28 protein-coding genes and 2 pseudogenes are annotated in these 25,407 nt (G+C 63.3%); 12 read left to right on the forward strand and 18 right to left on the reverse strand.

Annotation, left to right across the window (positions count from 1 at the left end; genetic code table 11):
- The first annotated feature begins 67 nt into the window (after positions 1-67).
- The gene (locus tag FJ546_RS07850; RefSeq protein ID WP_140888804.1) at positions 68-901 is read left to right on the forward strand and encodes an AraC family transcriptional regulator; all 834 of its coding nucleotides are present in this window, start codon (positions 68-70) and stop codon (positions 899-901) included.
- A 6-nt stretch (positions 902-907) separates the two neighbouring features.
- Here the strand turns inward: FJ546_RS07850 and FJ546_RS07855 are convergent, their stop codons facing one another.
- The 4 genes from FJ546_RS07855 to FJ546_RS07870 all read right to left on the reverse strand — a co-directional run bounded on the left by FJ546_RS07855 (position 908) and on the right by FJ546_RS07870 (position 5,584).
- Positions 908-1,858, reverse strand: a complete 951-nt coding sequence (locus FJ546_RS07855) for a helix-turn-helix domain-containing GNAT family N-acetyltransferase (protein ID WP_140888805.1) — start codon at positions 1,856-1,858, stop codon at positions 908-910.
- Between the two features lie 71 nt (positions 1,859-1,929).
- The gene (locus FJ546_RS07860; protein WP_181167850.1) at positions 1,930-3,075 is read right to left on the reverse strand and encodes an alanine racemase; all 1,146 of its coding nucleotides are present in this window, start codon (positions 3,073-3,075) and stop codon (positions 1,930-1,932) included.
- A complete protein-coding gene (locus FJ546_RS07865; RefSeq protein ID WP_140888919.1) occupies positions 3,075-4,394 on the reverse strand; it encodes a D-arabinono-1,4-lactone oxidase in 1,320 nt (439 codons plus the stop codon). Before FJ546_RS07865 ends, FJ546_RS07860 begins: the two co-directional genes overlap by 1 nt.
- 5 nt (positions 4,395-4,399) lie before the next feature.
- A complete protein-coding gene (locus FJ546_RS07870; RefSeq protein ID WP_140888807.1) occupies positions 4,400-5,584 on the reverse strand; it encodes an MFS transporter in 1,185 nt (394 codons plus the stop codon).
- A 125-nt stretch (positions 5,585-5,709) separates the two neighbouring features.
- On the opposite strand from FJ546_RS07870, the gene FJ546_RS07875 reads away from it, so the two are divergent.
- From FJ546_RS07875 to groL, 3 genes are all read left to right on the forward strand, one after another.
- Positions 5,710-6,336: a TetR/AcrR family transcriptional regulator gene (locus tag FJ546_RS07875; RefSeq protein ID WP_140888808.1), complete on the forward strand. Its 627-nt coding sequence runs from the start codon at positions 5,710-5,712 to the stop codon at positions 6,334-6,336.
- 176 nt (positions 6,337-6,512) lie between these two features.
- Complete coding sequence (groES, locus tag FJ546_RS07880; RefSeq protein ID WP_010915433.1) at positions 6,513-6,809, forward strand: co-chaperone GroES; 297 nt, start codon at positions 6,513-6,515, stop codon at positions 6,807-6,809.
- 62 nt (positions 6,810-6,871) lie between these two features.
- The gene (groL, locus tag FJ546_RS07885; RefSeq protein ID WP_095770579.1) at positions 6,872-8,527 is read left to right on the forward strand and encodes a chaperonin GroEL; all 1,656 of its coding nucleotides are present in this window, start codon (positions 6,872-6,874) and stop codon (positions 8,525-8,527) included.
- A gap of 375 nt (positions 8,528-8,902) precedes the next feature.
- Here the strand turns inward: groL and FJ546_RS07895 are convergent, their stop codons facing one another.
- A complete protein-coding gene (locus FJ546_RS07895) occupies positions 8,903-9,511 on the reverse strand; it encodes a TetR/AcrR family transcriptional regulator (RefSeq protein ID WP_140888809.1) in 609 nt (202 codons plus the stop codon).
- Positions 9,512-9,609: 98 nt separating this feature from the next.
- Here FJ546_RS07895 and FJ546_RS07900 point away from each other — a divergent pair, with 98 nt between their 5' ends.
- Both FJ546_RS07900 and FJ546_RS07905 read left to right on the forward strand, forming a co-directional pair.
- Positions 9,610-10,620: an NAD(P)-dependent alcohol dehydrogenase gene (locus FJ546_RS07900; protein WP_140888810.1), complete on the forward strand. Its 1,011-nt coding sequence runs from the start codon at positions 9,610-9,612 to the stop codon at positions 10,618-10,620.
- Between the two features lie 33 nt (positions 10,621-10,653).
- Complete coding sequence (locus FJ546_RS07905; RefSeq protein WP_140888811.1) at positions 10,654-11,103, forward strand: OsmC family protein; 450 nt, start codon at positions 10,654-10,656, stop codon at positions 11,101-11,103.
- Between the two features lie 328 nt (positions 11,104-11,431).
- On the opposite strand, the pseudogene FJ546_RS07915 reads toward FJ546_RS07905, so the two are convergent.
- The 8 genes and pseudogenes from FJ546_RS07915 to FJ546_RS07945 all read right to left on the reverse strand — a co-directional run.
- Positions 11,432-11,632: pseudogene (locus FJ546_RS07915) on the reverse strand (LysE family transporter); the annotation flags it as partial.
- Positions 11,633-11,739: 107 nt separating this feature from the next.
- Entirely contained in the window at positions 11,740-12,120 is a 381-nt protein-coding gene (locus tag FJ546_RS07920) for a YkgJ family cysteine cluster protein (RefSeq protein WP_140888812.1), read from the reverse strand.
- Positions 12,121-12,124: 4 nt separating this feature from the next.
- Positions 12,125-12,289, reverse strand: coding sequence for a hypothetical protein (locus FJ546_RS31125; protein ID WP_181167851.1), 165 nt, complete (start codon positions 12,287-12,289; stop codon positions 12,125-12,127).
- A gap of 1 nt (position 12,290) precedes the next feature.
- A complete protein-coding gene (locus FJ546_RS07925; protein WP_010915422.1) occupies positions 12,291-12,698 on the reverse strand; it encodes a hypothetical protein in 408 nt (135 codons plus the stop codon).
- Positions 12,698-12,925 (reverse strand): hypothetical protein, encoded by a 228-nt coding sequence (locus FJ546_RS07930; protein WP_095770917.1) that lies wholly within the window; start codon positions 12,923-12,925, stop codon positions 12,698-12,700. Before FJ546_RS07930 ends, FJ546_RS07925 begins: the two co-directional genes overlap by 1 nt.
- Positions 12,926-13,309: 384 nt before the next feature.
- A complete protein-coding gene (locus tag FJ546_RS07935; protein WP_140888813.1) occupies positions 13,310-13,519 on the reverse strand; it encodes a cold-shock protein in 210 nt (69 codons plus the stop codon).
- Positions 13,520-13,859: 340 nt separating this feature from the next.
- Positions 13,860-14,120 carry a hypothetical protein gene (locus FJ546_RS07940; RefSeq protein ID WP_140888814.1) on the reverse strand — a complete coding sequence of 87 codons (261 nt, stop codon included), beginning with the start codon at positions 14,118-14,120 and terminating at the stop codon, positions 13,860-13,862.
- Positions 14,110-15,120 carry an oxidoreductase gene (locus FJ546_RS07945; RefSeq protein ID WP_210243100.1) on the reverse strand — a complete coding sequence of 337 codons (1,011 nt, stop codon included), beginning with the start codon at positions 15,118-15,120 and terminating at the stop codon, positions 14,110-14,112. Before FJ546_RS07945 ends, FJ546_RS07940 begins: the two co-directional genes overlap by 11 nt.
- A 105-nt stretch (positions 15,121-15,225) precedes the next feature.
- Here FJ546_RS07945 and FJ546_RS07950 point away from each other — a divergent pair, with 105 nt between their 5' ends.
- Positions 15,226-15,852 (forward strand): TetR/AcrR family transcriptional regulator, encoded by a 627-nt coding sequence (locus FJ546_RS07950; RefSeq protein ID WP_140888815.1) that lies wholly within the window; start codon positions 15,226-15,228, stop codon positions 15,850-15,852.
- A 13-nt stretch (positions 15,853-15,865) separates the two neighbouring features.
- Here the strand turns inward: FJ546_RS07950 and FJ546_RS07955 are convergent, their stop codons facing one another.
- Together FJ546_RS07955 and FJ546_RS07960 are read right to left on the reverse strand one after the other, a co-directional pair.
- Positions 15,866-16,195: a YciI family protein gene (locus FJ546_RS07955; RefSeq protein ID WP_246686778.1), complete on the reverse strand. Its 330-nt coding sequence runs from the start codon at positions 16,193-16,195 to the stop codon at positions 15,866-15,868.
- Positions 16,196-16,241: 46 nt separating this feature from the next.
- Positions 16,242-16,910 carry a glutathione S-transferase family protein gene (locus tag FJ546_RS07960; RefSeq protein ID WP_181167852.1) on the reverse strand — a complete coding sequence of 223 codons (669 nt, stop codon included), beginning with the start codon at positions 16,908-16,910 and terminating at the stop codon, positions 16,242-16,244.
- A gap of 202 nt (positions 16,911-17,112) precedes the next feature.
- On the opposite strand from FJ546_RS07960, the pseudogene FJ546_RS07965 reads away from it, so the two are divergent.
- Positions 17,113-17,263 (forward strand): annotated as a pseudogene (locus tag FJ546_RS07965) (CsbD family protein).
- Between the two features lie 57 nt (positions 17,264-17,320).
- Here the strand turns inward: FJ546_RS07965 and FJ546_RS07970 are convergent.
- The gene (locus tag FJ546_RS07970; protein ID WP_140888817.1) at positions 17,321-18,454 is read right to left on the reverse strand and encodes a metallophosphoesterase; all 1,134 of its coding nucleotides are present in this window, start codon (positions 18,452-18,454) and stop codon (positions 17,321-17,323) included.
- Between the two features lie 66 nt (positions 18,455-18,520).
- Between FJ546_RS07970 and FJ546_RS31525 the strand changes: the two genes are divergently transcribed.
- From FJ546_RS31525 to FJ546_RS07990, 4 genes are all read left to right on the forward strand, one after another.
- The gene (locus tag FJ546_RS31525; protein ID WP_246686779.1) at positions 18,521-18,886 is read left to right on the forward strand and encodes a hypothetical protein; all 366 of its coding nucleotides are present in this window, start codon (positions 18,521-18,523) and stop codon (positions 18,884-18,886) included.
- A 158-nt stretch (positions 18,887-19,044) separates the two neighbouring features.
- Positions 19,045-20,442 (forward strand): class II fumarate hydratase, encoded by a 1,398-nt coding sequence (gene fumC, locus FJ546_RS07980; RefSeq protein ID WP_140888818.1) that lies wholly within the window; start codon positions 19,045-19,047, stop codon positions 20,440-20,442.
- 177 nt (positions 20,443-20,619) lie between these two features.
- Complete coding sequence (locus FJ546_RS07985) at positions 20,620-21,042, forward strand: DoxX family protein (protein WP_140888819.1); 423 nt, start codon at positions 20,620-20,622, stop codon at positions 21,040-21,042.
- Between the two features lie 156 nt (positions 21,043-21,198).
- Complete coding sequence (locus FJ546_RS07990) at positions 21,199-21,621, forward strand: DoxX family protein (protein ID WP_140888820.1); 423 nt, start codon at positions 21,199-21,201, stop codon at positions 21,619-21,621.
- Positions 21,622-21,642: 21 nt separating this feature from the next.
- Here FJ546_RS07990 and ppx read toward each other — a convergent pair whose 3' ends face one another.
- Together ppx and FJ546_RS08000 are read right to left on the reverse strand one after the other, a co-directional pair.
- Positions 21,643-23,178, reverse strand: coding sequence for an exopolyphosphatase (gene ppx, locus FJ546_RS07995; protein ID WP_140888821.1), 1,536 nt, complete (start codon positions 23,176-23,178; stop codon positions 21,643-21,645).
- Positions 23,178-25,379 (reverse strand): RNA degradosome polyphosphate kinase, encoded by a 2,202-nt coding sequence (locus FJ546_RS08000; RefSeq protein ID WP_140888822.1) that lies wholly within the window; start codon positions 25,377-25,379, stop codon positions 23,178-23,180. The genes ppx and FJ546_RS08000 overlap by 1 nt, the downstream gene beginning before the upstream one ends.
- Positions 25,380-25,407: the final 28 nt, after the last annotated feature.

Below are 25,407 nucleotides of genomic sequence, written 5' to 3' on the forward strand. Positions count from 1 at the left end.
GCGCAATTTCGATCAAATTTGTCACGGAAGAAAGCGGCAAGATGGTCCGACCAAATGCGAGAAGCCCATGAACCCGACCGAGAAAGCGCTGTGGTTTGTCGAAAGCCATCTGCCGGAGGCGATTTCGCTCGACGACGTCGCTCAAAGCAGCGGTGTATCGCGCTTTCATGTGACGCGCGCCTTCGGTGCCGCCACCGGCCGCTCTGTCATGGGCTATATGCGCGCGCGCCGGCTGACCGAGGCGGCGCGCAGGCTCGCCGACGGGGCGCCCGACATCCTCTCGGTGGCGCTCGATGCCGGCTACAACTCGCATGAGGCTTTCACCCGGGCCTTCCGCGACCAGTTCGGCACGACGCCGGAACTGGTGCGCGCGCAAGGCTCGACCAAGACCCTCGACCTCGTGGAGCCGATCCTGATGGACCAATCCTTCCTCGCCAAGCTCGAACCGCCACGCTTCGAGACCAGCCGGCCGTTCCTCATCGCGGGGCTCGGCGAACGCTACAACTGCGAGACCAGCGCCGCCATTCCGATGCAATGGCAACGCTTCGGCCCCTTTATCGGCAACATTCCGGGCGAGACCGGTGACGTCGCCTATGGCGTCTGCGTCAACGGTGACGATGCCGGCAATTTCGACTACATCGCCGGCGTCGAGGTCTCGGACTTTTCCGACCTTCCGGGGGAATTCAGCCGCGTGCGCATACCGGCTCAGAAATATGCGGTGTTTTCGCATCGCGAGCACATTTCGACGATCCGCCGCACCGTCAACACGATCTGGAACAAATGGCTGCCGGCCTCCGGACACGAAATAGCGGACGCGCCGGAATTCGAACGCTATGGCCCGGAGTTCGATCCGCGCGGCGGCAATGGCGGACTGGAGATCTGGATACCGATCAAGGGTTGATCGGCGCTACAATTCCAAATCCCATGTCTGCCCGACCAGATCCTTGCCGAAGGAATGGTGGCGCTCTTCGTCGATCAGCTTGAAGCCCGCCGCCTGATAGATGCGGCGCGCCGAGCCCAGTATATCGTTGGTCCAAAGCGTCAGCGTCTTGTAACCCTTGGCTCGCGCGAAGGCGATGCACTCGTCGACCAAGTGCGCGCCGATGCCAAGGCCGCGTGCCGAAGGCTCGACATAAAGCAATCTGAGCTTCGCCACCTCGGGCGACTTGCGCATGACGAAAACCGAACCGACGACCTCGCCATCGCGCTCGGCGATCCAGCCGCGCTCCCATTTCGGGTCGAAGGATTTGACGAACGCCGCGAGGATTTCGGCGACCAGTGCCTCGTAGGTTTCGTCCCAGCCATAATCCTGCGCGTAGAGCATCCCTTGCCGGCGGGTGATCCAGCCGATGTCGCCGATCTGAAGCGGCCGCAGCAGATAGGGAATTTTCGGCTCCGCGCTTTCGTCCAGAAGAGCCTGGATCGTCCGCATGGACTTCACCAGCCGGTCCTGTTCCGAAGCAGGCAGCCGATCGAGCAAGGCCGCGACCTGGTCATGCGAATCCTTGTTCAGCGGCGAGAAGGCATTCCTGCCCGCCGGCGTCAGCGCAATCGAGGATTGCCTGGCATCCGAAACCAGCGTCGACCTGGAGATGAGGTCGTGGCGTTCGAACTTCTTCAGCAAACGGCTGACATAGCCGGCGTCGAGACCGAGATCGCGCCCAAGGTCGGTCGCGGTCAAGCCGTCGCGGTGCGCCAGCTCGTAAAGCACGCGCGCCTCGGTCAGCGAAAAGGCGCTTTTCAGCAACCCTTCGTCGAGCAGGCCGATCTGGCGGGTGTAGAAGCGGTTGAAAGCCCGTACCGCATCGATCAGCTGCTTGTTGGGCGCTTCGTTCTTGGGCTGATGGTGAATCGTCATGGTCATCTCCTGCCTTCACAGGATCAACCATTTACTTGACTTAGTCAACTATATGGATCTGCCCGACGCGATCACATCATCGGCAACACCGGCCAACGATCAACGATCCTGCCTTGGGAAAGCACCGCGATCGGCCCGAATTGCTGCAGCACGGCCTCGCTCTGCGTAGGCCGCAGGTACGCGTAGTCGCCTGGCCTGGCGGCGCTGTCGGCAGGCAGGCCCATGAATTGCTGGTTGGAAGACAGGCCGAGCAGGCGATTCGTCCTCATGCCCTCGGGAAAGACCGGTTCGGCCATCCATTTGCCGCCATAGAGATAGCAGCCCTTGCGGGGGAACCGGCCGAGCGCCTGCAGCAGGCGGGAAACAGCCGGCGGACCCGGCAGCATCGGCTCGATCATCTTCAGAATCGGCGTCGCGATGAAGGCCGCCGGCTGGAAACCGTCGAGGCCAGGCGTGTCGAAATCGCTGGGCAGCACGAAGGCCGACCCCATCGACACTTCATTGGCAATGCCGCCGTGATGCAGCAGCGCGGTCTTGCTGCCGCCAATGTTCAGGATGCGGCGCCGGTCCGGGCCGAGGCGCGCCACGAAAGCGGCGGCCCGCTCCGAAGCCCGCGCCAACGCCTTGACCGGCCCGCCGAACAGGCCGGGAATGTGCGGCGCGTGCGCCTCATAGGCCATGACGCCTTCGCAGCGCAGTCGTTGGTGGGCCGCCAGCGCGCTTAACGCTTTCGACAAGGCCTCCGGGCTGGCGAAGCCGCCGCGATGCAGCCCGACATCGATCTCGAAGGCGATGCGCAGTTCGATATCGAGTTCGATCGCGAGAGCGCCGTATTCCGCCAGTCTTTCGTCACTGTCGATCAGCCAGCAAACGCGCGACCAGTCGGCGCCACCCTTCACCAGCGCCGCCCTGGCCGCCCCGACCGGCATCGGCTTGCCGAACAGGAGTTCCGCGTCCGGAAACGCCTCCAGCACCGCCTCACTGATCGGCGGATGAAAGGTCATGAAGCGGCCGGTTCCGAGCGTCTTGCCGATATGCGCAAGCAGCGGCAGGCAAGCGAGCGACTTGTCGACCAGCCGCACGGCAAGGCTCGGGTCAAGCCTGGCCTTGACCAGCGCAATGTTGCCATCCAGCCGGTCGAGGTCGAGCAGCAGGCACGGCTGGAAGATGCCGGCGGTTTTCAGTGCTTCGGAGAGCGCGGCAAAATAGGCACTCATCATTCGATGCCAAAAGGACTGGGTTCGATGCCAAAAGGACTGGGTTCAATGCCGAACAGCCCTGCCATGTAGGGCGAGACGAAGCGGTTTTGCGGATCGATGTCGCGGCGCACCGCCATGGCGTCGTCCCAACGGGGATAGAGCTTCTTGAAATCCGCCGCCTTCAGGCTGTGCATCTTGCCCCAATGCGGCCTGCCGCCATATCTGCGGAAGATCGGCTCGGCCACCTGCATGAAGGGCAACGGATCGCCCGCCGCGTCGTGGTGGACGGCGATCGAACAGGTCGGCCTGTTGTAGAAGGGCGAGAGCCAGAACCGATCCGCCGCGACGCTGCGCACCTCCATTGGGAAATAGACTTCGGGAAAGTGCCGTTCGGTGAGCGCGATGATCTCGGCCAGCGCCTTCGGCCCCTCCTCGAAGGGAAGGTGATATTCCATCTCGTTGAACTTGGTCTGGCGGTCGCTGGCATAGACGTTGAGCCAGTCCTGCACATAGTCCTCGGCCGGCACCTTCGCGACGGCACCGAGGATCAGCCGGCGGCGCAGTGACGGCAGCCAGGCGAGCCCGGTGCGCAACCGGCGCAGCGTGCGCAAGGAGCCTTCGTCATCGTCGGTCGGGCGCGTGGTGGTCGCCTCGGTGCTGAAGTCGCTGGCGATGAACTGCGCGTAGCCGGAAAACGGAATGTAGTAGAATTCGGCCGAGCGGTGAGCGGTCATCATCTTTTCGAAATCACGCAGCATGTCGCCGATCGGCAGCACCCATTTGCGGCGGCGCAGCCGGTAGGTCGCGATGTTGTTCAGCGTCACTTCGCTCAAGACACCGAAAGCACCGAGCGCGACGCCGACGGCGTGGATCATGTCCTGGTCCCCTGCCATGGTGAAGTCGCGGACCTTGCCAAGCCCGTCGACGATCTGCACCGTCTCCAATTGCGTGTGATAGGCGCCGAGCGTCGGCCCCGAGCCATGGGTGGCGGTTCCCAGCGCGCCGCCGATCGCCTGGCGGTCGATGTCACCCATATTGGGCAGGCCCTGGCCGATACCTTGCAGGATGTGCATGAGCGGACCTAGCCGCGTCCCTGCCTTCACGCGTGCCTGATGCTTTTGCGCGTCATGCGAGACCAGCCCCTCCAGCTTTTCCAGAGACAGGATCGTGCCCTCGGATTTCACCAGCGGGGTGAAGGAGTGACCGGCGCCGACGACACGGACCGGGCCGGGTGCGGTGCGAACGAGGTCACCAACTTCGCCGGCATCGGAGGGGCTGGCGATCAGCCGCGGCGCGGCAGTGACAAAACCGGACCAGTTGCTCCAGATGTTCGACATGGCGCTCACGCAACAACCCGGCGACGCCGCGCCGCGAGGATGAACAGGCCGAGCAACAGCACACTGGCCAAGGCACTGCCGGCGGCGAATTCCGGAACCGGGCGGAAATCCTTGCCGTCGATGAGCAGCGACGCCGCAACCGGCCCGATCGCCAGGCCGAAGAGCTGCGCGGCCGGCACCAGGAGCACGGCGGTGCGGGTGTCATCGGCCGTGATCGCCAGGCGGATCTGGTAGGGCACGATGAACAGGAGAATGAAACCCATGACAAGGGCGGCGACCCAGAAGGTGGCGAGGCCAGGTCCGCTGGCCAGCACGAGCGAGGCGACAAGCGCGACGGTGCCAATGACTGCGATGGCAATGCGGTAATCGATGCGCGCTTCGAACACGGTCGCCGTCATCGCGCCCAGGACCTGTACCGCGAGGCTGGCCGAGACGATCAGGCCGACGGTGCGGCCGTCAATGCCGAATTGGGCGCCAAGCGGCTCTAGAAACGCCCAGACCGAGCCGAAGAACATGAAATAGCAGAAGACGCACAACAGCGCGGTGATCGAAGGAACCGTCAGCACATTGGCGAGGTTCTCGTCCTTGGGCAGGTCGGCGTAATCGGCAGGGACGACGAAGGCGACGATGAGCGACAGGACGCAGGCGACCGCGAGAATGAGGAAGCCACCAGCCGATCCGGCGGCCGGGATGACATAGAGCGCCAGCAGCAGGGCAAGCGCGCATTGCGCCAGCGTCTGCATGGTGACGAAAAAGCCGCCGATGCGTTCGGCGCGGCGCGAACGGGCGATCAATTCGGTGGCGACCGCGACCAGTCCGCCTTCGGCAAGGCCGGCCAAGGCGCGTGCCGCCATAAGCATATTGGCGCCGCCGGCATAGGCCGTCCAGACATTCGCCAGCGCCAGCAGGAGCAGCAGCACCGCACTTTTCCAGCGCATGTTGCGGGCCGACAGCAGCATCGCGACGATCGCCGAACCGACGGCGATGGCGATCATCTCGGCAGTGGCGACCAGCGCCAGTTCGTCGCCGCTGACATGGCCCTCCGTGTAGAGGGCGCCGAGCAGCACTGGCTGCAGGCCGAGAATGAGCAGGCCGACCGAGCCGATCCACAGCGCCGAGGCAAGCTGCCCGCCGGTCGGATTGCCGACCAGCCAGTCGCCGCTTCCGGCATGCGCGTCACCAGATGCCAAAGCCGCCTCCCAACGTCCCTTGTCGCACGGCAAAAAAGCTGACAATCTGTCAGTATTTCAGAAACTGATACTTGATCATATTTTTTGTCAACCAGAATTTGTCAATTCGTGCGAAAGACCGGTGCATGGTGGAAGCAAGGCGAACAGCGACCGAACCGAGGCGCAAGCCCAAGCAGGAGCGCAGCCGCGAGCGCATCGACGCCATCCTGTCGACGACCATGCGGCTGATCGGCGAGAAGGGCATCGACGCCGTCACCATGAAGGAAGTCGGCGCGCTGGCGGGCGGACCGATCGCAACCGTCTATCACTACTTCCCCAACAAGTCGGCGATCCTGGCGATGCTCTATGAGCGGTTTTCGGAGGTGAGCCGCGCGCGATTGACCGATATCCTCGCCGATGTCCGCGAAGCCAAGGACGTCATCGCCGCCGCCGACCGGTTGCTTGACGACTACCTCGGTCGCGTCGCCGGCGATCCGGCCATCCAGGACCTGCAGAACGCCATCCAGGCCGACAAGGCGCTCAAAAATCTCGACATCGCCGAAACCCGGCATCAGGCCAGGATGTTCTGCGGCCATGTCACCGCCTTGATCGAGCCCGACAAGCGCGAGCAATTCGAACGCGTGGTCCTGCTGATCTTCCAGCTTGCCGGTGGCGTGGTGCGGCTGGCGCTCGCGCAGGGCCAGCCGGAAAGCCGCCGGACCATCGAGGATTACCGGTCGATTATCCACACGCAGTTGCGGTTGTTTCTGTAAGCCGCAATCCGTGGAAAAAATTACCGCCTTTCGAGGCTGCCGCGCGCCTTGACTCTCGCTGTTCGGCGGCCTATTTCAGCGCCACGTTAGCACTCGCCCTTGGTGAGTGCTAACTATATGTCCGGCTTCGCCGGACGGAGGAACTGTTTCTCACCGTTCTCATCGAGGAAGAAAAAATGGCAAAGTCGAAGTTCCGCCCGCTTCATGACCGCGTGGTCGTTCGCCGGGTCGAATCCGAATCCAAGACCGCCGGCGGGATCATCATCCCGGATACGGCGAAGGAAAAGCCGCAGGAAGGCGAGATCATCGCCGTCGGCTCCGGCGCGCGCGACGAAAGCGGCAAGCTGGTCCCCCTGGACGTCAAGGCTGGCGACCGCATCCTGTTCGGCAAGTGGTCGGGCACCGAAGTCAAGCTCAATGGCGAAGACCTTCTGATCATGAAGGAATCCGACATCATGGGCATCATCGGCTGATCATCGGCCTCACCGTCAACTAAATTCCGGGCTTTATCCCAAGCCCCTGCCAGGAGCTAAAAATGGCTGCCAAAGACGTAAAATTCTCCCGTGATGCCCGTGAGCGCATGCTGCGCGGCGTCAACATCCTCGCCGATGCGGTGAAGGTCACGCTCGGCCCCAAGGGCCGCAACGTCGTCATCGACAAGTCGTTCGGCGCACCGCGCATCACCAAGGACGGTGTCACCGTCGCCAAGGAAATCGAGCTTGAGGACAAGTTCGAGAACATGGGCGCCCAGATGGTCCGCGAAGTTGCTTCGAAGACCAATGACATCGCCGGCGACGGCACCACGACCGCGACCGTTCTGGCGCAGTCGATCGTCCAGGAAGGCCACAAGTCGGTTGCCGCCGGCATGAACCCGATGGACCTGAAGCGCGGCATCGATCTGGCCGTCACCGAGGTCGTCGCGGCGCTCGGCAAGGCCGCCAAGAAGATCAAGACCTCCGAGGAAGTCGCCCAGGTCGGCACCATCTCGGCCAATGGCGACGAGTCGGTCGGCAAGATGATCGCGGAAGCGATGCAGAAGGTCGGCAACGAAGGCGTCATCACCGTCGAGGAAGCCAAGACCGCCGAGACCGAACTCGAAGTCGTCGAAGGCATGCAGTTCGACCGCGGCTATCTCTCGCCCTACTTCGTCACCAACGCCGACAAGATGGTCGCCGATCTCGAGGACGCCTACATCCTCCTCCACGAGAAGAAGCTCTCCAACCTGCAGGCAATGCTGCCGGTTCTCGAAGCCGTCGTGCAGACCTCGAAGCCGCTGCTCATCATCTCCGAAGACGTCGAAGGCGAGGCCCTGGCCACGCTGGTCGTCAACAAGCTGCGTGGCGGCCTGAAGATCGCCGCCGTCAAGGCTCCGGGCTTCGGTGATCGCCGCAAGGCCATGCTGGAAGACATCGCCATCCTCACCGGTGGCCAGGTCATCTCGGAAGACCTCGGCATCAAGCTCGAGAATGTCGGCCTCAACATGCTCGGCCGCGCCAAGAAGGTGTCGATCTCCAAGGAGAACACCACCATCGTCGACGGCGCCGGCAAGAAGGCCGAGATCCAGGGCCGCGTTGCCCAGATCAAGCAGCAGATCGAAGAGACCACTTCGGACTACGACAAGGAGAAGCTGCAGGAACGTCTGGCCAAGCTGGCGGGCGGCGTTGCGGTGATCCGCGTCGGCGGTGCGACGGAAGTCGAAGTCAAGGAAAAGAAGGACCGCGTTGACGATGCGCTGAACGCGACCCGCGCGGCCGTGGAAGAAGGCATCGTTGCCGGCGGTGGCGTGGCCCTGCTGCGCGCTTCGGCCAACATCAAGGCTGCCGGCGCCAATGCCGACCAGGCTGCTGGCATCAACATCGTGCGTCGCGCTCTGCAGGCTCCGGCCCGCCAGATCGCCTCGAACGCCGGTGCGGAAGCATCGATCGTTGCCGGCAAGATCCTTGAGAACAAGGGCGCGACCTTCGGCTACAACGCCCAGACCGGCGAATATGGCGACATGATCGCCATGGGTATCGTCGATCCGGTCAAGGTTGTGCGCACGGCTCTCCAGGACGCGGCCTCGGTCGCCGGCCTGCTCGTCACCACCGAAGCCATGATCGCGGAGGCTCCGAAGAAGGAGTCGGCTGGCGGCGGCATGCCTGGCGGCATGGGCGGCGGCGGCATGGGCGGCATGGGCGGCATGGACTTCTAAGAAGTCCATAAAGCGCGCCCATCAACTAACAATGCTCAAGCCCGCAAGCGGGCTTGAGTGGCGGCATGGACTTCTAAGAAGTCCATAAAGCACGCCCTTGAACTAACATCGCTCAAGCCCGCAAGCAGGCTTGAGCGGCGGCATGGATTTCTAATCCAAGCCACCTGGCTTATGCATCCGAAAGGGCGGCAGCGATGCCGCCCTTTTTCATTGCCTCCTGCAACGGTAGCGACCATCCTGCTCGGGCCTGTCCGGCTTTTCGAGCGTCCAGGCTTCCTACAAATTCACGACCATGCTGCCGGCCTTCCTGACGTCGCTGGCTAACGGCCCGAACCTCAGCGCCAGCGCCTGCTTCCCGAACCAGGGGGCTTGACTTCAGACACCGGCCTCCGCGCGTCGCTGAACCTCGCCGGCAAGCACCGCGGCTTCGATCAGCGCCGCGACTTCGTCCGCCACCGCCTGTAGCGGGGCGCGGTCCCGGGTGGCGCGGGCGATCACCATCAGCCCTTCCAGCGACGATTCGACCAGCAGCGCCAGAGCGTGGGCGCGGCGCTCGGGCACTCCGGCGCTGACGAAGGCCTCACGCAACAGCCCTATCCACTGCTCGAAGGCCGCGCCGCACAAATCCGCCAGCTCCGGCACGTCGGTCGGTGAGTCCAGCACGACAGGCGCGATCGGACAGCCGAGCGAAAACTGGTTGTCTTCCAGCATGCGCCCCACCGCCTGGTAGATATGATGGACCGCCACCGCCGGATCCCTTTCGGCGGCCAGCGCTTCGCCTAGTCTCGCCGTCACCCCGGCAACACTGTCACGCGTCACCTCGATCACCAGTTGGTCCTTGCCGCCCGGAAAATGGAAGTAGAGCGAACCGCGCGGCGCGCCGCTGGCGCTCAATATGTCGTTGAGCGAGGTGCCGTGATAGCCGCGCTGCCGGAGCAGCAGCGCGGTCGTGTCGAGTATGCGGGTGCGGGTGTCGTTCGCCATGTCAACCTCTGTCAGCAGCTTTCATTATAGGCCTTGCGTCGAATATGACAATCGGTCTACATAATATATAGATCAGTCTACATATCGGACGCAACACCATGCGCAGCTATCGTCTTGACGGGTCGGGCGGGACCGAATGCCTGGTGATGCGCGACGAGCCAGAGCCTCAGCCAAAACCGCATGAAATCGTGGTGCGCGTCCGTGTCGCCTCGCTCAACCGGCGTGACACGATGATCCTCAACGGCACCTATCCGCTGCAGCCGCGCCAGAGCGTCGTTCCATTGAGCGACGGAGCTGGTGACGTTGTCGCCATCGGCGATGCCGTCACCCGCTTCGCCGTCGGTGACCATGTCACCGGCACCTATTTCGCCCGCTGGATCGACGGCCGCATCAACGCCGGTCTCATCGACCAGCTCGGTTGCACGCTGGACGGCATGCTGGCGGAATACGCGGTTCTCGACGAACAATGGGCGGCGCGCCTGCCCGATCATCTCGAATGGCATGAGGCGGCGACGCTGACCTGCGCCGGCGTGACCGCCTGGAACGCGGTGACGGGTGCCGGAATTCCAAAGCCAGGCCAATGGGTTCTAGTCATCGGTTCAGGTGGCGTCTCGCTCTTTGCACTGCAGTTCGCCAAGCTGCTCGGCTGCCGCGTCGCCGCCGTCACCTCGCGCGCGGAGAAAGCCGACAGGCTACGGAGGCTGGGTGCCGATCTTGTGATCTCGACGTCGGACATGCCCGAATGGGGTGCGGCCGTCCGCGACCAGACCGGCGGCATCGATCTCGTCGTCGAGACCGGTGGCCCGGCGACTTTCGCGCAGTCGCTGATCGCCAGCACGCTTTACGGACACATCGTGCTGCTCACGCTGCAGGATGCGAAAGGCGAATCGATCCAGATCCCGGCGGCACTCTACCAGCGCAGCCTCGCCACCATCAGCCGCCTCTTCGTCGGCAACCGGAGCAATCTCGAAGCCATGCTGCGCGCTGTTTCGCAGCACCGCCTGCGGCCCGTCGTCGACAAAATCTTTTCCTTCACCGAGGCCCGCGATGCCTATCGCTATTTCCAGCAGGGCGACGTCTTCGGAAAGGTGGTCGTCGACGGCGCCTGACCCATCGATGCCTCAAACCAAAGGAGAACGACAATGACAATTCGCGAAGCCTCGGCGAAGTGGCAAGGGACGCTGAAAGAGGGTTCGGGCAAGGTGAAGCTCGGCAGCGGGGTCTTCGAAGGCGCCTATTCCTTCCCGTCGCGTTTCGAAAACGGTCCAGGCACCAACCCGGAAGAGCTGATCGCCGCGGCGCATGCCGGCTGCTTCTCTATGGCCCTGAGCGCCATACTGGGCACAGCCCATCACATACCGACAAGCATCAGCACCGTCGCCAAGGTGCATCTCGGCGCAACCGCCGCGGGACCGACGATCACCCGCATCGAGCTTGAGACGCAAGCCGAGATTCCGGGGCTTGCTCCGGATGAATTCCAGAACCTCGCGGAGAGGGCGAAAACGACATGCCTCGTTTCGCGCGCCCTGGCCGGCGTGGCCTCCATCACGCTCAAGGCCGAGCTCCTCGCAACCACCACCACGGCACACTGACATCAGGAGCATGAGATGAAACAGGACAGCATTATCACTCTCAATTCAGACGACCGCTCCGGACAGACGGCCGAGATCATGCGGCGCTTCAACGACGTGTTCCAACTGCACGACCCGTCCGCACTTCCCGAACTGATTGCCGAAGAATGCGTCATCGAAAACACCGTGCCGGCGCCTGATGGCGCGCGTCATGCGGGGCGGCAAGCATGCGTCCAGCTGTGGTCGGCGATCGCCAGGCACGCGCTTCGACCTCGAGGAGACCTTTGTCGCCGGCGACCGGGCGACCATCCGCTGGCGCTACTGGATGGCCGACGGCAACTCCCTCCGTGGCGACCGCGCTGGTGTGCAGCAACGCCGCAAGGCCGGTGATGGCAGCAGCCATGTGCGGGATGATGCCGAGCGTGCAGCCGAAGGCGGCAATGATCGAAGCCCGCGCACCGCGCGAAAGTCCCGCACTCAGCGTGTAGAGAACGCCGGTGCCGGGCGAGGCAACGACGATCAGCGACGTCAACAGAAACTCGACGCTCACGATGATTTCCTCCACGGCCCTGCCCTGCATGGAAGCTATCGGGTGACGCAAGTTGAGGCAAGCGACGGCGATTGGCGTTTTCCTTGCGCCGCAAAGCGGGGATGGAACTACCCCACCGCCAGCCCGTGCGCGGCCCTTGCCATCAGGCACTCCTCGTCGCCAGGCATGCAGGCACGGCAGACATCCGGGCGCGTTTCATAGATGCCGCAAGCGGTCGACTTGCCGACCTCGCCCGTCAGGGCCGAACAGCGCACGCCCTCGCAGCGCATGCCGGACAGGTCGAGGGCTACATATTTTTCAGGAATGCGTTCGAGCTGCGCATCATCCTCGGTGGAGAAACGCGGCCACTCGGCCGAATAGGAACAGCACGCGCCGCAGCTCTGGCAGTCGAAGAGCGGCGCGGCGTCGCGTTGTGAGGAACGGCTTGCGGCAGCGGCCAAGGCGAGCAGCCCCGGCGCGGCAGGATTGCGATCGGCGTCCCGCGGCAAGGCGCTATTTCTTCTTGCCTGTCTTGCGCGCCGGCGCTTCGACCGGTGACTTGAACAGATCGGTCGCGGGGTCGGCCGATTCGCTGGCCTTCGCGGCAGCCGGCTTGGCCGGCTTTGCTGCGGGAGCCGGCGCTGCCGGCTGGTCCTTGGCGGAGAATTTTATGGCCATGTCAGTCCTCGTCGGCGAAACGCGATGATGGGGCGCGTGGATTGCGCAAGCGGCCGATCAGCGCCGAAACCGCCGTGATGTTCATTTCCTCTGGCGACCAGTTCCTGGCTTCAGCGATGTGATGCGGCGCCAGTTCGCGATGCGTGCTGCCGCTATAGGCGGCATCCTGATAGGTGACCCGCTCCAGGGTCTTCTTGTCCTCGCGAACGTATTCGATCAGGTAGTTCGGGGCTTCGGCGCGGCCGCGCACGCCGACGCGCACCTGGGCATCGCCATGGGCGCGCTTGCAGCGTTCGAGTTTTTCCAGCACGCGCCGGACATATTCGACCGGCTTGTCCAGGGTTTCGACCATGTCGGCGATGGTCGCATCGGCCGCGATCGGCGTTGGCGGTACGCGCTTGGTGGCCATCAGCGTTTTCCGGCTCTTTTCGGCCGCGCCGCAAGTGCGGCGGCCGCCGCCATCTCTTCGGCTTCCTTTTCCAGGCGCAGCTCGCGCAAGCGGGCGGTCTTGGCTTCCCGCGCCTCGCTGACGGCGTCGCGCTCGGATAGGATGCGGTTGAGCGACATCGACTGGGTTTGCGTCTTGCTGAACAGCGACACCGCCGGATCGGCGGCGGTTTTCGAATGGTCGGTCAAAATCTTTCTCCTGTCAGGAGCCTGGTGCCGGTAGGGCGAGACCGGTCGTCGGTCGAGACCACGCACAAAGCAACACGGCATCGGGGCAATACGGCGGCGGATTCAAATTGCCAAGCCGTCCCTTAGCACGTTCAGCCCGATGCGCAGTGCATTTTCGGCGGCGGCAGGCGTAAAATGAAAAAGGCCAGGCACCGCCTGACCTTCCCTGGGAGTATCGCGCATCCAGCGACATCCAGAAGGATGCATAGGGATGGATGCGCCGGAAACGCTCCTCTCATGCGCATGATGTGCCTTGGAAACTCAGGTTTCCAGGGCCACGCGCCGGAATTCGCCCTTCACCGGTGCCAGTACATCCGTGGTCACCGGGAGGGCTGAATTCGTTCTTCAGGCCGCCTTCAACTGATCGGCGGACATCTTGCCCGACTTGTTGTCGCGGACCATCTCGTAGCCGAGCTTCTGGCCCTCGACGATGTCGCGCATGCCCGCGCGTTCTACGGCTGAGATGTGGACGAAAATGTCGGCCGAGCCGTCGTCAGGCTGAATAAAACCAAAACCTTTGGTGGCGTTGAACCATTTAACTGTGCCGGTGCTCATAAACGAACCCTTTCCATGGCAAATATTCGGTAATCGCGGTGCGACTGCACAGCGATTTTTGTCTCGATTTTTGATGGGGAAGTTCGTCAAAGGCGCGCATGCGTGCGCGGATAACAAAAGTCGGTCAAACAAATATCGACATAGTTCTTCTAGACTGCTTTTGCCGCCGAGTCAATTTCTGGTTTTCCAAAAGCCTGGATTCAATTTCAGGTTGTCATGCGAATGGAGTCTCAACTGCTCAACTGCAAAAAGACCAGGCTCCTCCCAAAAAACCACACCACCCCGGAACCAGTCCCCTGCCAGCGCGTTTCATTGGGGTCAGCAATTTCAGAGAGCAATCTCAGGAATGCTGACAAAAGGACGCCTCCCGCACAATAACCGTGCGAGGGGCGTTCCTATTTGTGCCAAAGGCTAGGCCTTGCCGGATCAAAGCATGGGTGAAGACGCCCGTGCCTGGCCCCAACTCGATCACGGATCCCGTCCGGGAGGAAATCTCGGAAACCATCAGGCTGGCCAGCGCCGCGCTGGACAGCGTGATCGAGGCGACCCGCAGCGGATCGAGGATCCAGGCGCGGAAGAAGCGAAGGATGTCAGAGAGCATTGGCCGCTCCCGGATTTGCGATGACAAAGCGAACGCCGGTCAAGTCCTCTGACAGCTGCCACAGTCTCTTGGCGATGTCGGGATCGCCTGCGGCGGCGATCGGCTGGACAATCCTGGGATAGCCGCTTTTTTCGCCCTTGCCGTCCGGCCCGATAAACTGTCCGCCGGCGGCAGCGGGCGCGGTTGCCGCATAGAGCTGATTGAGGGCGCCCATCGCCACGTCCTGCGCCAGGAAGCGATTGCCGAAGCGCATGAACAGCTTGAGGATGCCGGTCGGGCCGCTCAGTTGCAGATTGGTGGCGGAATAGCCGGGATGGGCGAGCAGGCTTCGCACCGGCAGGCCCACGGCTTTCAGGCGACGATCGAGTTCCAGGGCGAACAGCACGTTGGCGAATTTCGACTGGGCATAGAACGACACCCGGCCATAGTGCCGCGCCCCGGTAAGATCGTCGAAATGGATCCGTCCGCGCTTGTGCAGATCGGAGCTGACGGTGACCACTCGGCCGTCGCTGCTTTGCACCAGACGGTCGACAAGACGTGCCGTCAGCACGAAATGGGCGAGATGATTGACGCCGAACTGCAGCTCATGACCCTGCCGGGTCAGGCTGCGCGGCGGCATCATGACGCCGGCATTGTTGATCAGCACATCGACGGCTAGGTCGTCCGCGATGATATCAGCGGCAAAGCGCTCCACATCGTCCAGATCGGCAAGATCGAGCCGCCGCAATTCGAGCGAGCCGCTGACACGCTCGGCTTCAATCCTAGCCTTTGCCGCCCTTCCCTTGTCTTGGTCGCGCGCCGTCATCACGACATGGGCGCCGTGGCGCGCCAGTTCCAGCGCCGTCTGGAAACCAAGACCGCTGTTGGCGCCGGTGACGATGACCGTACGTCTCGACTGGTCGGGGATATCGGCCGCTGTCCAGCGACTTGGCACGAGAGGATCATTGACGACGGCACGCGGGATTGCGGACAAGGCAGCAACCGGGGTTTGGACGGACAAGGGGATGTCTCCGGATTCGGTCGGGAAATGGGAAATCTAAACACTGTTAAGTGACGAGCTAACCCGAAATTTATACAATGTAAAGATTGAGCGCGGAAAAGCGGAATGACGGCGGAAACAGACCGGGAATCCTATCATCATGGCGATCTTCGCGACGCGCTGATCCAGGCGACGGACGCCATTTTGGCCGAGCGCGGCCTTGAAGGGTTTACGTTGCGCGGCGCGGCGCGGCGGGCGCATGTGTCGCCTGCGGCGCCCGCGCATCATTTCGGCAGTTCGGCCGGGCTGCTGACCGAAGTCGCCATTCTCGGTTTCCAGGAACTCGCACGCCATATCGACGTCGAAGGACCGGCCGAAAGCCCGACCGCGCGGCTGAAAAGGCAAGGCGCCGGCTATGTGCGCTTTGCCCTCGCCTATCCCGGCCGCTTCCAGCTGATGTTCCGGCATGACCTTCTGCTGGCCGACGATGCACGGCTGGCGGCGGCGTCGGATCTGGCCAAGGTTCCCATCGCCCGCACGATCCAGGCGCTGCTTGGGCGGCCCGAGAATGCCGAGCTCGACGCACCGGCCAGCGCCATGATTTTGGCAGCCTGGTCAGCCGTGCACGGCTTTGCCCATCTGGCGCTGAGCGGCAAGTTTTCGCGCCTCATACCGGAAGCAAGGTCCCAGCATCTGCTCGACGAGCTTTTGCCTGACATGCTGGAGGCGCTGTGGCCGGAGCCGGACTGTTAGCTTTCGGTGTCGCCTACATGATCGTGCTGATCATCGGCAGGATCTCGTAGCGGAAGCCGCGGCCTGACCTTGCCACTGGATCGCCATCGGTTATCGCCTTTGCCTCGGCCTCGCTGCCGGCACGCAGGATCAGCAGGCCCCAAGAGCCGGCCGGATCGGCGACCGGGCCAGCCAAGATCATGCTGCCCTCGCGCAGCTTGGCGCGCAGGTAGTCGGCATGCCGGCTCATCAGCTCCCTCTCCTCGTCGGTCATGGTGAAGGCGAAGTCCGGCCGCGGCGGGATCAGCCGGCAATGGAAGATCCTTGTCGTTGCGGCTTCACGTGATGCTTGGTTGCCGGCCATCGGTCCTCCTCCAGGGGCGAAACCTGATTGCTGTCCGTCATTCGGTCTATTCGTCCGGCCCAGGCTCCGGCCATGGCTCCTTCGCCGCCTCCGCATACCAGTGCCGCATCGCAGGCATTGCCAGCACGGCGTCGACATAGGCCCCGGTGTCGGGCGCGAGCTCGCCGCCATAGGTGTCGAAGCGGGTGACGACCGGCGCATACATGGCATCGGCCGCGGTGAAATGGCCAAACAGGAACGGACCGCCCTTGCCGTATTTCTCGCGGCATTCGCGCCACAACGCCTCGATGCGCGCCCGCTGCACTTCCCCTTCGGCGTCGAGCGGCTTGTGTCCCTTCGGCCGCCGCAAATTCATCGGCCAGCCATAGCGTACCTCGCGAAAACCGGAATGCATCTCGGTCGCCGCCGCGCGCGCCAGGGCACGGGCGCCGATATCGGTCGGCCAGAGCTTTTTCTCGGGAAACAGGTCAGCGAGATACTCAAGAATGGCAAGGGTTTCCCAGACGATCCTGCCCCCTCCCTGCAACGGCTTGTGATTCAGGACGGGCACCTGACCGGTCGGCGACACTTTCGCCAGATTGGCAAAGGTCTCGGGCGTACGCAGCCGCACAAATCCTTCCTCGAACGGGATCTCCAGATGCCTCATCGCCACCCATGGCCGCAGCGACCACGAGGAGAAGCATTTGTTGCCGATGTAGAGCGTGAATTCCGCCATTTTTCTCCCCATGCGCACGGTGCGTCCGCGCAACCTATCCCGCCAACCTTGCCACCGGAAGCGGGTCCGCGCGGTCATCCTATTCCGCAACAGCGCCTGGAACTTAACCGATGGCGGCCCGTTTGTTCCCGGCGGACGAATTCCCCCGAATTCAAACTCCCAGGAGATGCGGAACATGGTGAACAAGGATTAGGTCGCCGGTCTGGCCAAGCAGGTCAAGGGCGCGGTCAAACAGGCTGCCGGCAAGGCGACCGGCAACAGACGGACCCAGGCCGAGGGCATGGCCGACAAGGTCGCCGGCAAGATGCAGAAGGCCTGGCGACGTGAAGGACAAGGTCAGGAAGGCGCTCTGATCCTGCATCGAGACATGTCGTGGCCTATCGGAAAGGCGGCCGCCAGGGCCGCTTTTTTCAAGTGCTCCAGCCCTTGCTGAAAGCGTTGGTGAAGGTGACCTCGCCATGGTCGTCGGCCGCCTCGGCCAGCGCCACGTCCATGCCATCGCTGGTCACCCGGGCCACGGCGAACCCTCCCATATAGGCGGCCTTCGGCTTGAACAGGTCGAGCCCGTCACGGCGGTAGATCAGCGGGGTGTCATGCTGATGGCCGTGGAAGATGCCGACGACATTGTAGCCCCTCAGCGCCGCCAGCAGCGCCTGTCTGTCGGCCTCGCCCCACCAGTGCGGCGCACCGGCGCCGTCATCATCATAGGTGCGCTTGGCGGGATCCCACCGCTCCGTCGAAAAAATGTCCCAGCCATAGTGCTGGAACAGGATGACGGGGCGGCCATCCGCCGCGTAGGTCGCCAGATCCTGCTTGAGCCAAGGCAGGCTCGAGTCGGCGCCGTGACCGGTGTCGCCGGTGAAACGATGCGTCTGCACAAGGTGCAGGCCGCCCCAGTCCCATGAATAGCAGTCGGTGTCGACATCGTAGCTGGTGGCCGGCACTGGTGGTTTGAAGAACACGCCGGGGCGGTGGTTGACCTCGACGTAGTCTCGCAGTTCACGCCGGTACCAATCGACATGATGCGGCGGACCGTTCTGGTCGAGATCATGATTGCCGAGCCCGACATAGACCGGCATGTCGACACGATCCGGGCCGACGCCTTGGCTATAGCGCTGGCTGAACTGCAGCAGCTGCGTGCCCTCGCTCGGCTGGGTGATCTGGCCACCGCCATCGTCGGTGATGTCGCCCCCGACGACAAGACCGAGCGGCATGCCGATCCGGTTGCCGGCCGAACGCAAGCCGGTGGCGACGCCGTTGATCTCGGCCGGCCAGTGCTTGTCATTGATGGCATTCAGCGCCGCGACATTGCGCAGCAGCGCGGCGTCGGTCTTGCCCTCCTGCTGGCAGTTGGGGCTGAGGCCGCTCGCCATCCGGCAAGCATGCACATCGGCGATGAACAGGAAGGTGGCGTCGATGGGCTGGATGCGCTGCCCGGTCTGTCCGAGCGCTGGGCGTGAAAGCGCGCCGGCCGCCGCAAGACCCGCGGTCTGCATCAGAAAGCTGCGTCGTGAAAGCAATTGTGGCACACGGCGATTCATCATCGGCGGAATTTCAGCACAAGCGACGTCCGTCCGTCCAGTTTCGGCGCCACGAAACGGAGGAGCGTCATGAAGAGCGCGCGCATGGCGATGGCGATTCTGCTACCGGCAGGCGTTGCGTTTGCCGGTCCATGCGTCGATGCGAAGTCCGCGAAAAACGGGCTCATCCTGACGCGGCCGGGCATTCAAAGCGAGTTTCGGCCGGTCGCGGGCGGGATGATCGCCGTCGCCAACAGCTATGAGTCGCATGCCTTACGGCGACTCTCCGCCGCTGCATGTGCTTGCCCGGAAGACGAAGTGTTTCACATCCTGGACGGGAGATTGCGCTTTCAGATCGACGGCCGCGAACGCATCGCGGTACTGGTGCAATTTCTGCGCAAGGCATGGCATCGACGTTGTTGGTCCGCCACTCTAACTCAAAGAAATAGAGCATGATGTCGTCCGAAAACCGCTTCACACTTTTCGGCATCATGCCCTAGCCTGAAGGCGGAGGCGTTCCTTCAACCGATTTGCATCCGGCCCACCCGCAATCTCCGCTTGAAGCCAATTGTGCAACGCGATACGCCGTTGCCGACTTCGACAAGGAGAGACCCGTGACCGCTGCAAAGACCAGAACCGAAACCGATACGTTCGGCCCCATCGAGGTTGCCGCCGACCGTTATTGGGGTGCGCAGGCGCAGCGTTCCCTGGGCAATTTCAAGATCGGCTGGGAAAAGCAGCCAGCTTCGATCGTGCGTGCGCTGGGCATCGTCAAGCGGGCGGCGGCGGAAGCCAATATGGAGTTGAAGCGGCTCGATCCGGCGATCGGCAAGGCGATCATCGCGGCCGCTCAAGAGGTTATCGACGGCAAGCTCAACGACCATTTCCCACTGGTTGTCTGGCAGACCGGCTCGGGCACGCAGTCCAACATGAACGCCAATGAGGTGATCGCCAACCGGGCGATCGAGATGCTGGGCGGCGTCATGGGCTCGAAGAAGCCGGTGCATCCCAACGACCACGTCAATATGAGCCAGTCGTCGAACGACACCTATCCGACGGCCATGCACATCGCCTGCGCCGAGCGCATCGTGCACGATTTGCTGCCGGCGCTGAAGCACCTGCACAAGGCGCTGGACGCCAAGGCCCGGGCCTTCAACCACATCATCAAGATCGGCCGTACCCACACGCAGGACGCCACGCCGCTGACGCTGGGCCAGGAATTTTCCGGCTATGCCGCGCAGGTCGCCTCCTCGATCAAGCGCATCGAAATGACACTGCCCGGCCTGCAGGAACTGGCGCAAGGCGGCACCGCCGTCGGCACCGGCCTCAACGCACCGGTCGGCTTCGCCGAGCGGGTGGCCGATCGCATCGCCGCCATCACCGGCATCGCTTTCGTCACCGCGCCGAACAAGTTCGAGGCGCTCGCGGCACATGATTCCATGGTGTTCTCGCACGGCGCCATCAACGCGGCGGCGGCAGCACTCTTCAAGATCGCCAACGACATCCGCTTCCTCGGTTCGGGCCCGCGCTCGGGCCTTGGCGAATTGTCGCTGCCGGAAAACGAACCCGGCTCGTCGATCATGCCGGGCAAGGTCAATCCGACGCAATGCGAGGCGATGACGCAGGTCTGCGTGCAGGTGTTCGGCAACAATGCGGCGCTGACCTTCGCTGGCAGCCAGGGCCATTTCGAGCTCAATGTCTACAATCCGCTGATGGCCTACAACTTCCTGCAGTCGGTGCAGTTGCTTGCCGATGCGTCGGTCTCCTTCACCGACAATTGCGTCGTCGGCATCGAGGCCCGTGAGGACAACATCAAGGCGGCGCTCGACCGCTCGCTGATGCTGGTGACGGCGCTTGCGCCCACCATCGGCTACGACAACGCCGCCAAGATCGCCAAGACGGCACACAAGAACGGCACCACGCTGCGCGAGGAAGCGCTGGCCACCGGGCTTGTCAGCGAGGCCGATTATGACCGGCTGGTGCGGCCGGAGGACATGACGCATCCGGGGTAAGGTGCTTTTCGGCGGGAGAATTTGCTCCCGCCTCCGCATCGCCCGACACGAATTTCGCGCCTTTTCGCCGTCCACGGAAATGTATGGCCTGTGAACAATGTGTCGCCGCATCGGCGGCTTTGGTGAACAGTCGGCATCGTCTATCTCAGGGTCATTCAACCCATTCGGAGAGACACCATGTCCATCAACACTTCCGCCGCCGGCACCGGCACCGCGACCAACAGCTCTGTCACCATCCTGCTCGGCCGCATCCTGCTCGCGGTCATTTTCCTGCTTTCCGGTTTCGGCAAGCTTACTGCCATTGCTGGCACTGCTGCCTACTTTGGCGGCCTCGGCCTGCCCGCTCCGACGGTAACGGCTGTGGTCGTCGGCCTGATTGAACTGCTTGGCGGCCTCGCCATCCTCGTCGGTTTCCAGACCCGCGTCGCCGCCTGGGTGCTCGCGATCTTCACCGTCGCCACCGGGCTGGTCGCCCATACCGGCTGGGCCGACCAGATGCAGATGATCCAGTTCCTCAAGAACCTCGCCATCACCGGCGGCTTCCTGCTGCTGGCTTCTTCGGGCGCCGGCGCCTATTCGATCGACGCCAAGCGCGGCTGAACCTCCCTCCCAAGCCTCGATGGAAGCGGCGCGGAATTTTCCGCGCCGCTTTTTCGTTGTCCGGAATAGCCGGTCCGGTTTCGGCCGAGGCCTCACAGGCGTAGACTTCGGGCCAGCCGGCTCGAGCCCAAAAGGGCGCCGGCAAGGGAGGTGGCCATGACCCGCGATGCATTGCTTCTGGTTTCGCGACTGCTGTTTGCCGTGCTGTTCGTACCATCCGGCTTCCAGGCGCTCGCCAACATTGCCGGCACATCCGACTATTTCGCCGGCCTCGGCCTGCCGCTGCCCACGCTCGCCGCCTGGGGCACGGGCCTGTTCGAGCTGATCGCCGGCTTGCTGATCCTCATCGGCTTTCAGACCCGGATCGTGGCGCTGCTCTTGGCGGCCTTCTGCGTCGTTGCCGGCTTCATCGGCCATCACGGCCAAGGGGCCGGCGATCCGACACTCGCCTTCCTTCACCAGCAGATGCTGATGAAGGACATTGCCGTATCAGGCGGCTTCCTGGCGCTGGCGATGGCCGGCGCCGGCGCCTGGTCGGCGGACGGGCGCGGTTTCGCTATCGGTGCGGACGTAACCTGAGCCTCCGTCAGCAAGAACGCCCTATTTGACCGACACGCTCGGACCGCCCTCCACGGCCAGCACGAGCCTGCGGTTGGTGATCCGCGCCAGCTGCGCCAGGCGGCCGGCCGGCCGCTCGCCGTAGAGATCGGAGAGCGATGCCGGCAACACCAGCGCCAGGACGCCGTTGGCGCGTTGCTCCCATGTCAGCCTGGGCATGATGCCGGGCATCGAGGCCGTCAGCAGGTAGACCACCCGCATCATCGCCGCCAGCACGCGAGCCCGCTCCAGATAGCGCGGCGTAGCCAGCGCCTTGATTTCAGGTGCGATGGATTCGTTGAAGATGCCGTCGTGACGATAGGCGTTGGCCAAAGCCAGGAAGGCACGGCCGGGATGGTCGACGCCGAAGAAAGAGGCGTGCGCGATGATGTTGAGCGATTGCCTGCCACGATATTCCGGGTGCGCGCGCCAGCCGATGTCGGCCAGCAATGCGGCGGCGTGGCGGTAGCGCGCCTCGTCCTCGGTCTCGTCGATACCGAAGGCGGCGAAGGATTTGGCCGTCCAGTCGACCAATTCATGCGCATGGGTGACCGAGCGCGAGCGCAAACGGGCGAGTTCCTCGGACGCCGAAATCAACGGATCGGCCTTCTGCTCGGCCTCGTCGAGCAGCGAATAGAGAAATCCTTCGCGCACGCCGAGCGCCGAGACGATGATCTTCGACGGCTGCATCGCCGCCATGATCTCCTGCAGCACGATGGCGCCATAGGGCAGCAGCGAGCGGCGGTTCTTCGAGACGCCCTCGATCCCCTTGACCTTCTCGATCTCGGCTTTGGCCACCTGTTTGAGAAAATTCGTCGCGCTGTCGGCCGACATCTCGTAGTGGTGCATGACGCCAAGCGGGTAGTTGGTCATCTCCATGTGCAGGCGGGCGAGGTTTCGCCAGGTGCCGCCGACGGCGTAGAAGGGCCGGCCCTGCCCGCCTTTCAACAGCTTGGCGCGCGCCAGTTCGTCGCGCGCGATCTTCTGTGCCTGGGCAAGCGAGTTCTTCGCCATGTCCTGCAGGCGCAGGCCGCCGAGCGGCAGCGTTATGCCGTCGCCGATCGCCTCGCCATCGACGTCGACCAGTTCTAGGCTGCCACCGCCCAGATCGCCGGCAATGCCATCGGCCGGATGGAAGCCGGAAATGACGCCGAGCGCCGAATAATAGGCTTCCTGGCGCCCGCTGATCACACGGATCTCGGTCTTGAGGACCTCTTCGGCGCGATGGATGAAATCCGGACCATTGATCGCCTCGCGCGCCGCGGCGGTGGCCAGGACATAAATATGCTCGGCGCCGGCCTGATCGGACAGCGCGCGAAAGCGGCGGAACTCTTCCATCGAGCGGGTCACCGCCTCGGGGTCGAGCTTTCCGGTCGAAACGATGCCGCGGCCAAGACCGGCGAGCATCTTTTCGTTGAACAGCATGGTCGGCGAGCGCGCTAGCCCTTCATAGACGACGAGGCGGATCGAATTCGACCCGATGTCGATGATGGATAGCGGTCGGCGGTCCTGCAGCCGGCCCTGGGAATCGGACAGCATCAGGTGGACGCTGCAGCGTTCTTCTTGCGGCGCTTGAATTGCGCAATGCGCTTGGGCGCATGCGACTTCAGCGCGTCACCCCGTCCCGACAGGCTCGGATTGGTCATGAAATATTCCTGCGCGTTGAACGGTTCCTCGCCCTCTTCCAGCACCACGCGCCGGGAGGTTCCATCAGCCAATACGTCGAAACTTTGCTGATTGTCCATGATGTTGCCCAGCATGATCTGGCCCAAAACCTGTTCATGCACAGTTGGATTGGTGATCGGCACCATGGTCTCGACGCGACGGTCGAGATTGCGCGGCATCAGGTCGGCGGAGGAGATGTAGACGATCGCCTCGTCCGAGGGCAGGCCATAGCCATTGCCAAAACAATAGATGCGGCTGTGTTCGAGGAAGCGGCCGACGATCGACTTGACCCTGATGTTTTCCGACAGGCCCGGCACCTGCGGCCGCAAGCAGCATATGCCGCGCACGACGAGGTCGATCTCGACCCCGGCGCGGCTGGCATCATAGAGCGCGTCGATGATGATCGGGTCGACCAGCGCGTTCATCTTCATCCAGATGCGCGCCGGCTTTCCCTCCAGCGCATGCGCGACTTCGTCGGAAATGTGCTGCAGGATGCGGTTGCGCAGCGTGAATGGCGAGATAGCCAGCCGCATTTCGGCGGTCGGCTCGGCATAGCCGGTGATGAAATTGAACAGCTGGGCGACGTCGCGGGCGATCGTCGGATCGGTGGTGAAGAAGGACAGGTCGGTGTAGATGCGCGCTGTGACCGGATGGTAGTTGCCGGTGCCCAGATGCACGTAGTTGCGCAGCTTGCCATCCTCGCGCCGCACCACCAGCGACATTTTCGCGTGGGTCTTCAATTCGAGGAAACCGAACACGACCTGCACGCCGGCGCGCTCGAGGTCGCGCGCCCAGCGGATGTTGGCTTCCTCGTCGAAGCGCGCCTTGAGCTCGACCAACGCGGTTACCGACTTGCCCGCCTCGGCTGCGTCGACCAGCGCGCGCACGATCGGGCTGTCGTTGGAGGTTCGGTAAAGCGTCTGCTTGATCGCCACCACTTCCGGATCGGCCATCGCCTGGCGCAGGAACTGCACGACGACGTCGAAGGATTCGTAGGGGTGGTGGACGATGATGTCCTTCTCGCGGATAGCGGCAAAGCAGTCACCGCCATGCTCGCGGATACGTTCGGGAAAGCGCGGGTTGTAGGGGGTGAACTTCAGATCATCGCGGGGAACAGCGACGATCTCGGATATCTGGCTGAGCGCCAGCGGACCGGTGAGCACGCTGATGCGGCTCGACGAGACGCCGAGCTCGCCGGCCACGAAATCGCGCAGTTCCGCCGGCATCAGCTTGTCGAACTCGATGCGGATCACCGAGCCGCGGCGGCGGCGCTTCAGCGCCGTCTCGAACAGGCGCACCAGATCTTCCGATTCCTCCTCGACCTCGATATCGCTGTCGCGGATGATGCGGAATGTGCCGGAGCCCTTGACCTCGTAACCCGGAAACAGCTTGCCGATATAGAGACCGACTGCCTCCTCAAGCGGGATGAAGCGGACATGGTGCTTGCGATCGGGAAGCCGGATGAAACGCTTCAGCGCCACCGGCAGACGCAGGAGCGCGCTCATCTCCTCGCCATTCTTGCGGTGGCGCAGCTGCAGCGCCATCGAGAAGCCGAGATTGGGAATGAACGGGAACGGATGCGCCGGGTCGATCGACAGCGGGGTAAGCACCGGAAACACCTGATCCTGGAAATGCTCTTCCAGCCAGACCTTCTCGTCCTTGGTCAGCGCATCGCGCGTGATGCTCTCAATACCTTCCTTGTTGAGCAGCACCGTAAGCGCCGAAAGGCTCTTCTGCTGGTCTTCCTGCAGCCGCTCGACCTCGCGCAGCAGCTGTTCGAGCTGCTGTTCGGGGGTGCGGCCGTCAGGGCTTTTCAGCGTAATGCCTTCGCGCACCTGGCCGGCGAGGCCGGCGACGCGCACCATGAAGAATTCATCGAGATTGGCGGCCGAGATCGACAGGAAGCGAACGCGCTCCAGCAGCGGATGGTGGGTGTTCAGCGATTCCTCGAGAACGCGACGATTGAATTGCAGCCAGGAAAACTCCCGGTTGACGAAGCGATCCGGGTTGCCGCCCTCTGAATTGGCCACCTCGACATTGACGAATTCGCTCTGCACCGGCTTCAGTTCGTTCATTGTCCCTGCCCACAACCATTCCCTTGGA

This window comes from Mesorhizobium sp. B2-4-19 (assembly GCF_006441315.1).
Lineage (GTDB): Bacteria > Pseudomonadota > Alphaproteobacteria > Rhizobiales > Rhizobiaceae > Mesorhizobium.

Bases quoted from the DNA above. Each gene is read 5' to 3' on its own strand.
- FJ546_RS07850 (WP_140888804.1), top strand. From the start codon at position 68: ATGAACCCGACCGAGAAAGCGCTGTGGTTTGTCGAAAGCCATCTGCCG.
- FJ546_RS07855 (WP_140888805.1), bottom strand. From the start codon at position 1,858: ATGACGATTCACCATCAGCCCAAGAACGAAGCGCCCAACAAGCAGCTG.
- FJ546_RS07860 (WP_181167850.1), bottom strand. From the start codon at position 3,075: ATGAGTGCCTATTTTGCCGCGCTCTCCGAAGCACTGAAAACCGCCGGC.
- FJ546_RS07865 (WP_140888919.1), bottom strand. From the start codon at position 4,394: ATGTCGAACATCTGGAGCAACTGGTCCGGTTTTGTCACTGCCGCGCCG.
- FJ546_RS07875 (WP_140888808.1), top strand. From the start codon at position 5,710: ATGGTGGAAGCAAGGCGAACAGCGACCGAACCGAGGCGCAAGCCCAAG.
- groES (WP_010915433.1), top strand. From the start codon at position 6,513: ATGGCAAAGTCGAAGTTCCGCCCGCTTCATGACCGCGTGGTCGTTCGC.
- groL (WP_095770579.1), top strand. From the start codon at position 6,872: ATGGCTGCCAAAGACGTAAAATTCTCCCGTGATGCCCGTGAGCGCATG.
- FJ546_RS07895 (WP_140888809.1), bottom strand. From the start codon at position 9,511: ATGGCGAACGACACCCGCACCCGCATACTCGACACGACCGCGCTGCTG.
- FJ546_RS07900 (WP_140888810.1), top strand. From the start codon at position 9,610: ATGCGCAGCTATCGTCTTGACGGGTCGGGCGGGACCGAATGCCTGGTG.
- FJ546_RS07905 (WP_140888811.1), top strand. From the start codon at position 10,654: ATGACAATTCGCGAAGCCTCGGCGAAGTGGCAAGGGACGCTGAAAGAG.
- FJ546_RS31125 (WP_181167851.1), bottom strand. From the start codon at position 12,289: ATGGCCATAAAATTCTCCGCCAAGGACCAGCCGGCAGCGCCGGCTCCC.
- FJ546_RS07925 (WP_010915422.1), bottom strand. From the start codon at position 12,698: ATGGCCACCAAGCGCGTACCGCCAACGCCGATCGCGGCCGATGCGACC.
- FJ546_RS07935 (WP_140888813.1), bottom strand. From the start codon at position 13,519: ATGAGCACCGGCACAGTTAAATGGTTCAACGCCACCAAAGGTTTTGGT.
- FJ546_RS07940 (WP_140888814.1), bottom strand. From the start codon at position 14,120: ATGCTCTCTGACATCCTTCGCTTCTTCCGCGCCTGGATCCTCGATCCG.
- FJ546_RS07950 (WP_140888815.1), top strand. From the start codon at position 15,226: ATGACGGCGGAAACAGACCGGGAATCCTATCATCATGGCGATCTTCGC.
- FJ546_RS07955 (WP_246686778.1), bottom strand. From the start codon at position 16,195: ATGGCCGGCAACCAAGCATCACGTGAAGCCGCAACGACAAGGATCTTC.
- FJ546_RS07960 (WP_181167852.1), bottom strand. From the start codon at position 16,910: ATGGCGGAATTCACGCTCTACATCGGCAACAAATGCTTCTCCTCGTGG.
- FJ546_RS07970 (WP_140888817.1), bottom strand. From the start codon at position 18,454: ATGATGAATCGCCGTGTGCCACAATTGCTTTCACGACGCAGCTTTCTG.
- FJ546_RS31525 (WP_246686779.1), top strand. From the start codon at position 18,521: ATGAAGAGCGCGCGCATGGCGATGGCGATTCTGCTACCGGCAGGCGTT.
- FJ546_RS07985 (WP_140888819.1), top strand. From the start codon at position 20,620: ATGTCCATCAACACTTCCGCCGCCGGCACCGGCACCGCGACCAACAGC.
- FJ546_RS07990 (WP_140888820.1), top strand. From the start codon at position 21,199: ATGACCCGCGATGCATTGCTTCTGGTTTCGCGACTGCTGTTTGCCGTG.
- ppx (WP_140888821.1), bottom strand. From the start codon at position 23,178: ATGCTGTCCGATTCCCAGGGCCGGCTGCAGGACCGCCGACCGCTATCC.
- FJ546_RS08000 (WP_140888822.1), bottom strand. From the start codon at position 25,379: ATGAACGAACTGAAGCCGGTGCAGAGCGAATTCGTCAATGTCGAGGTG.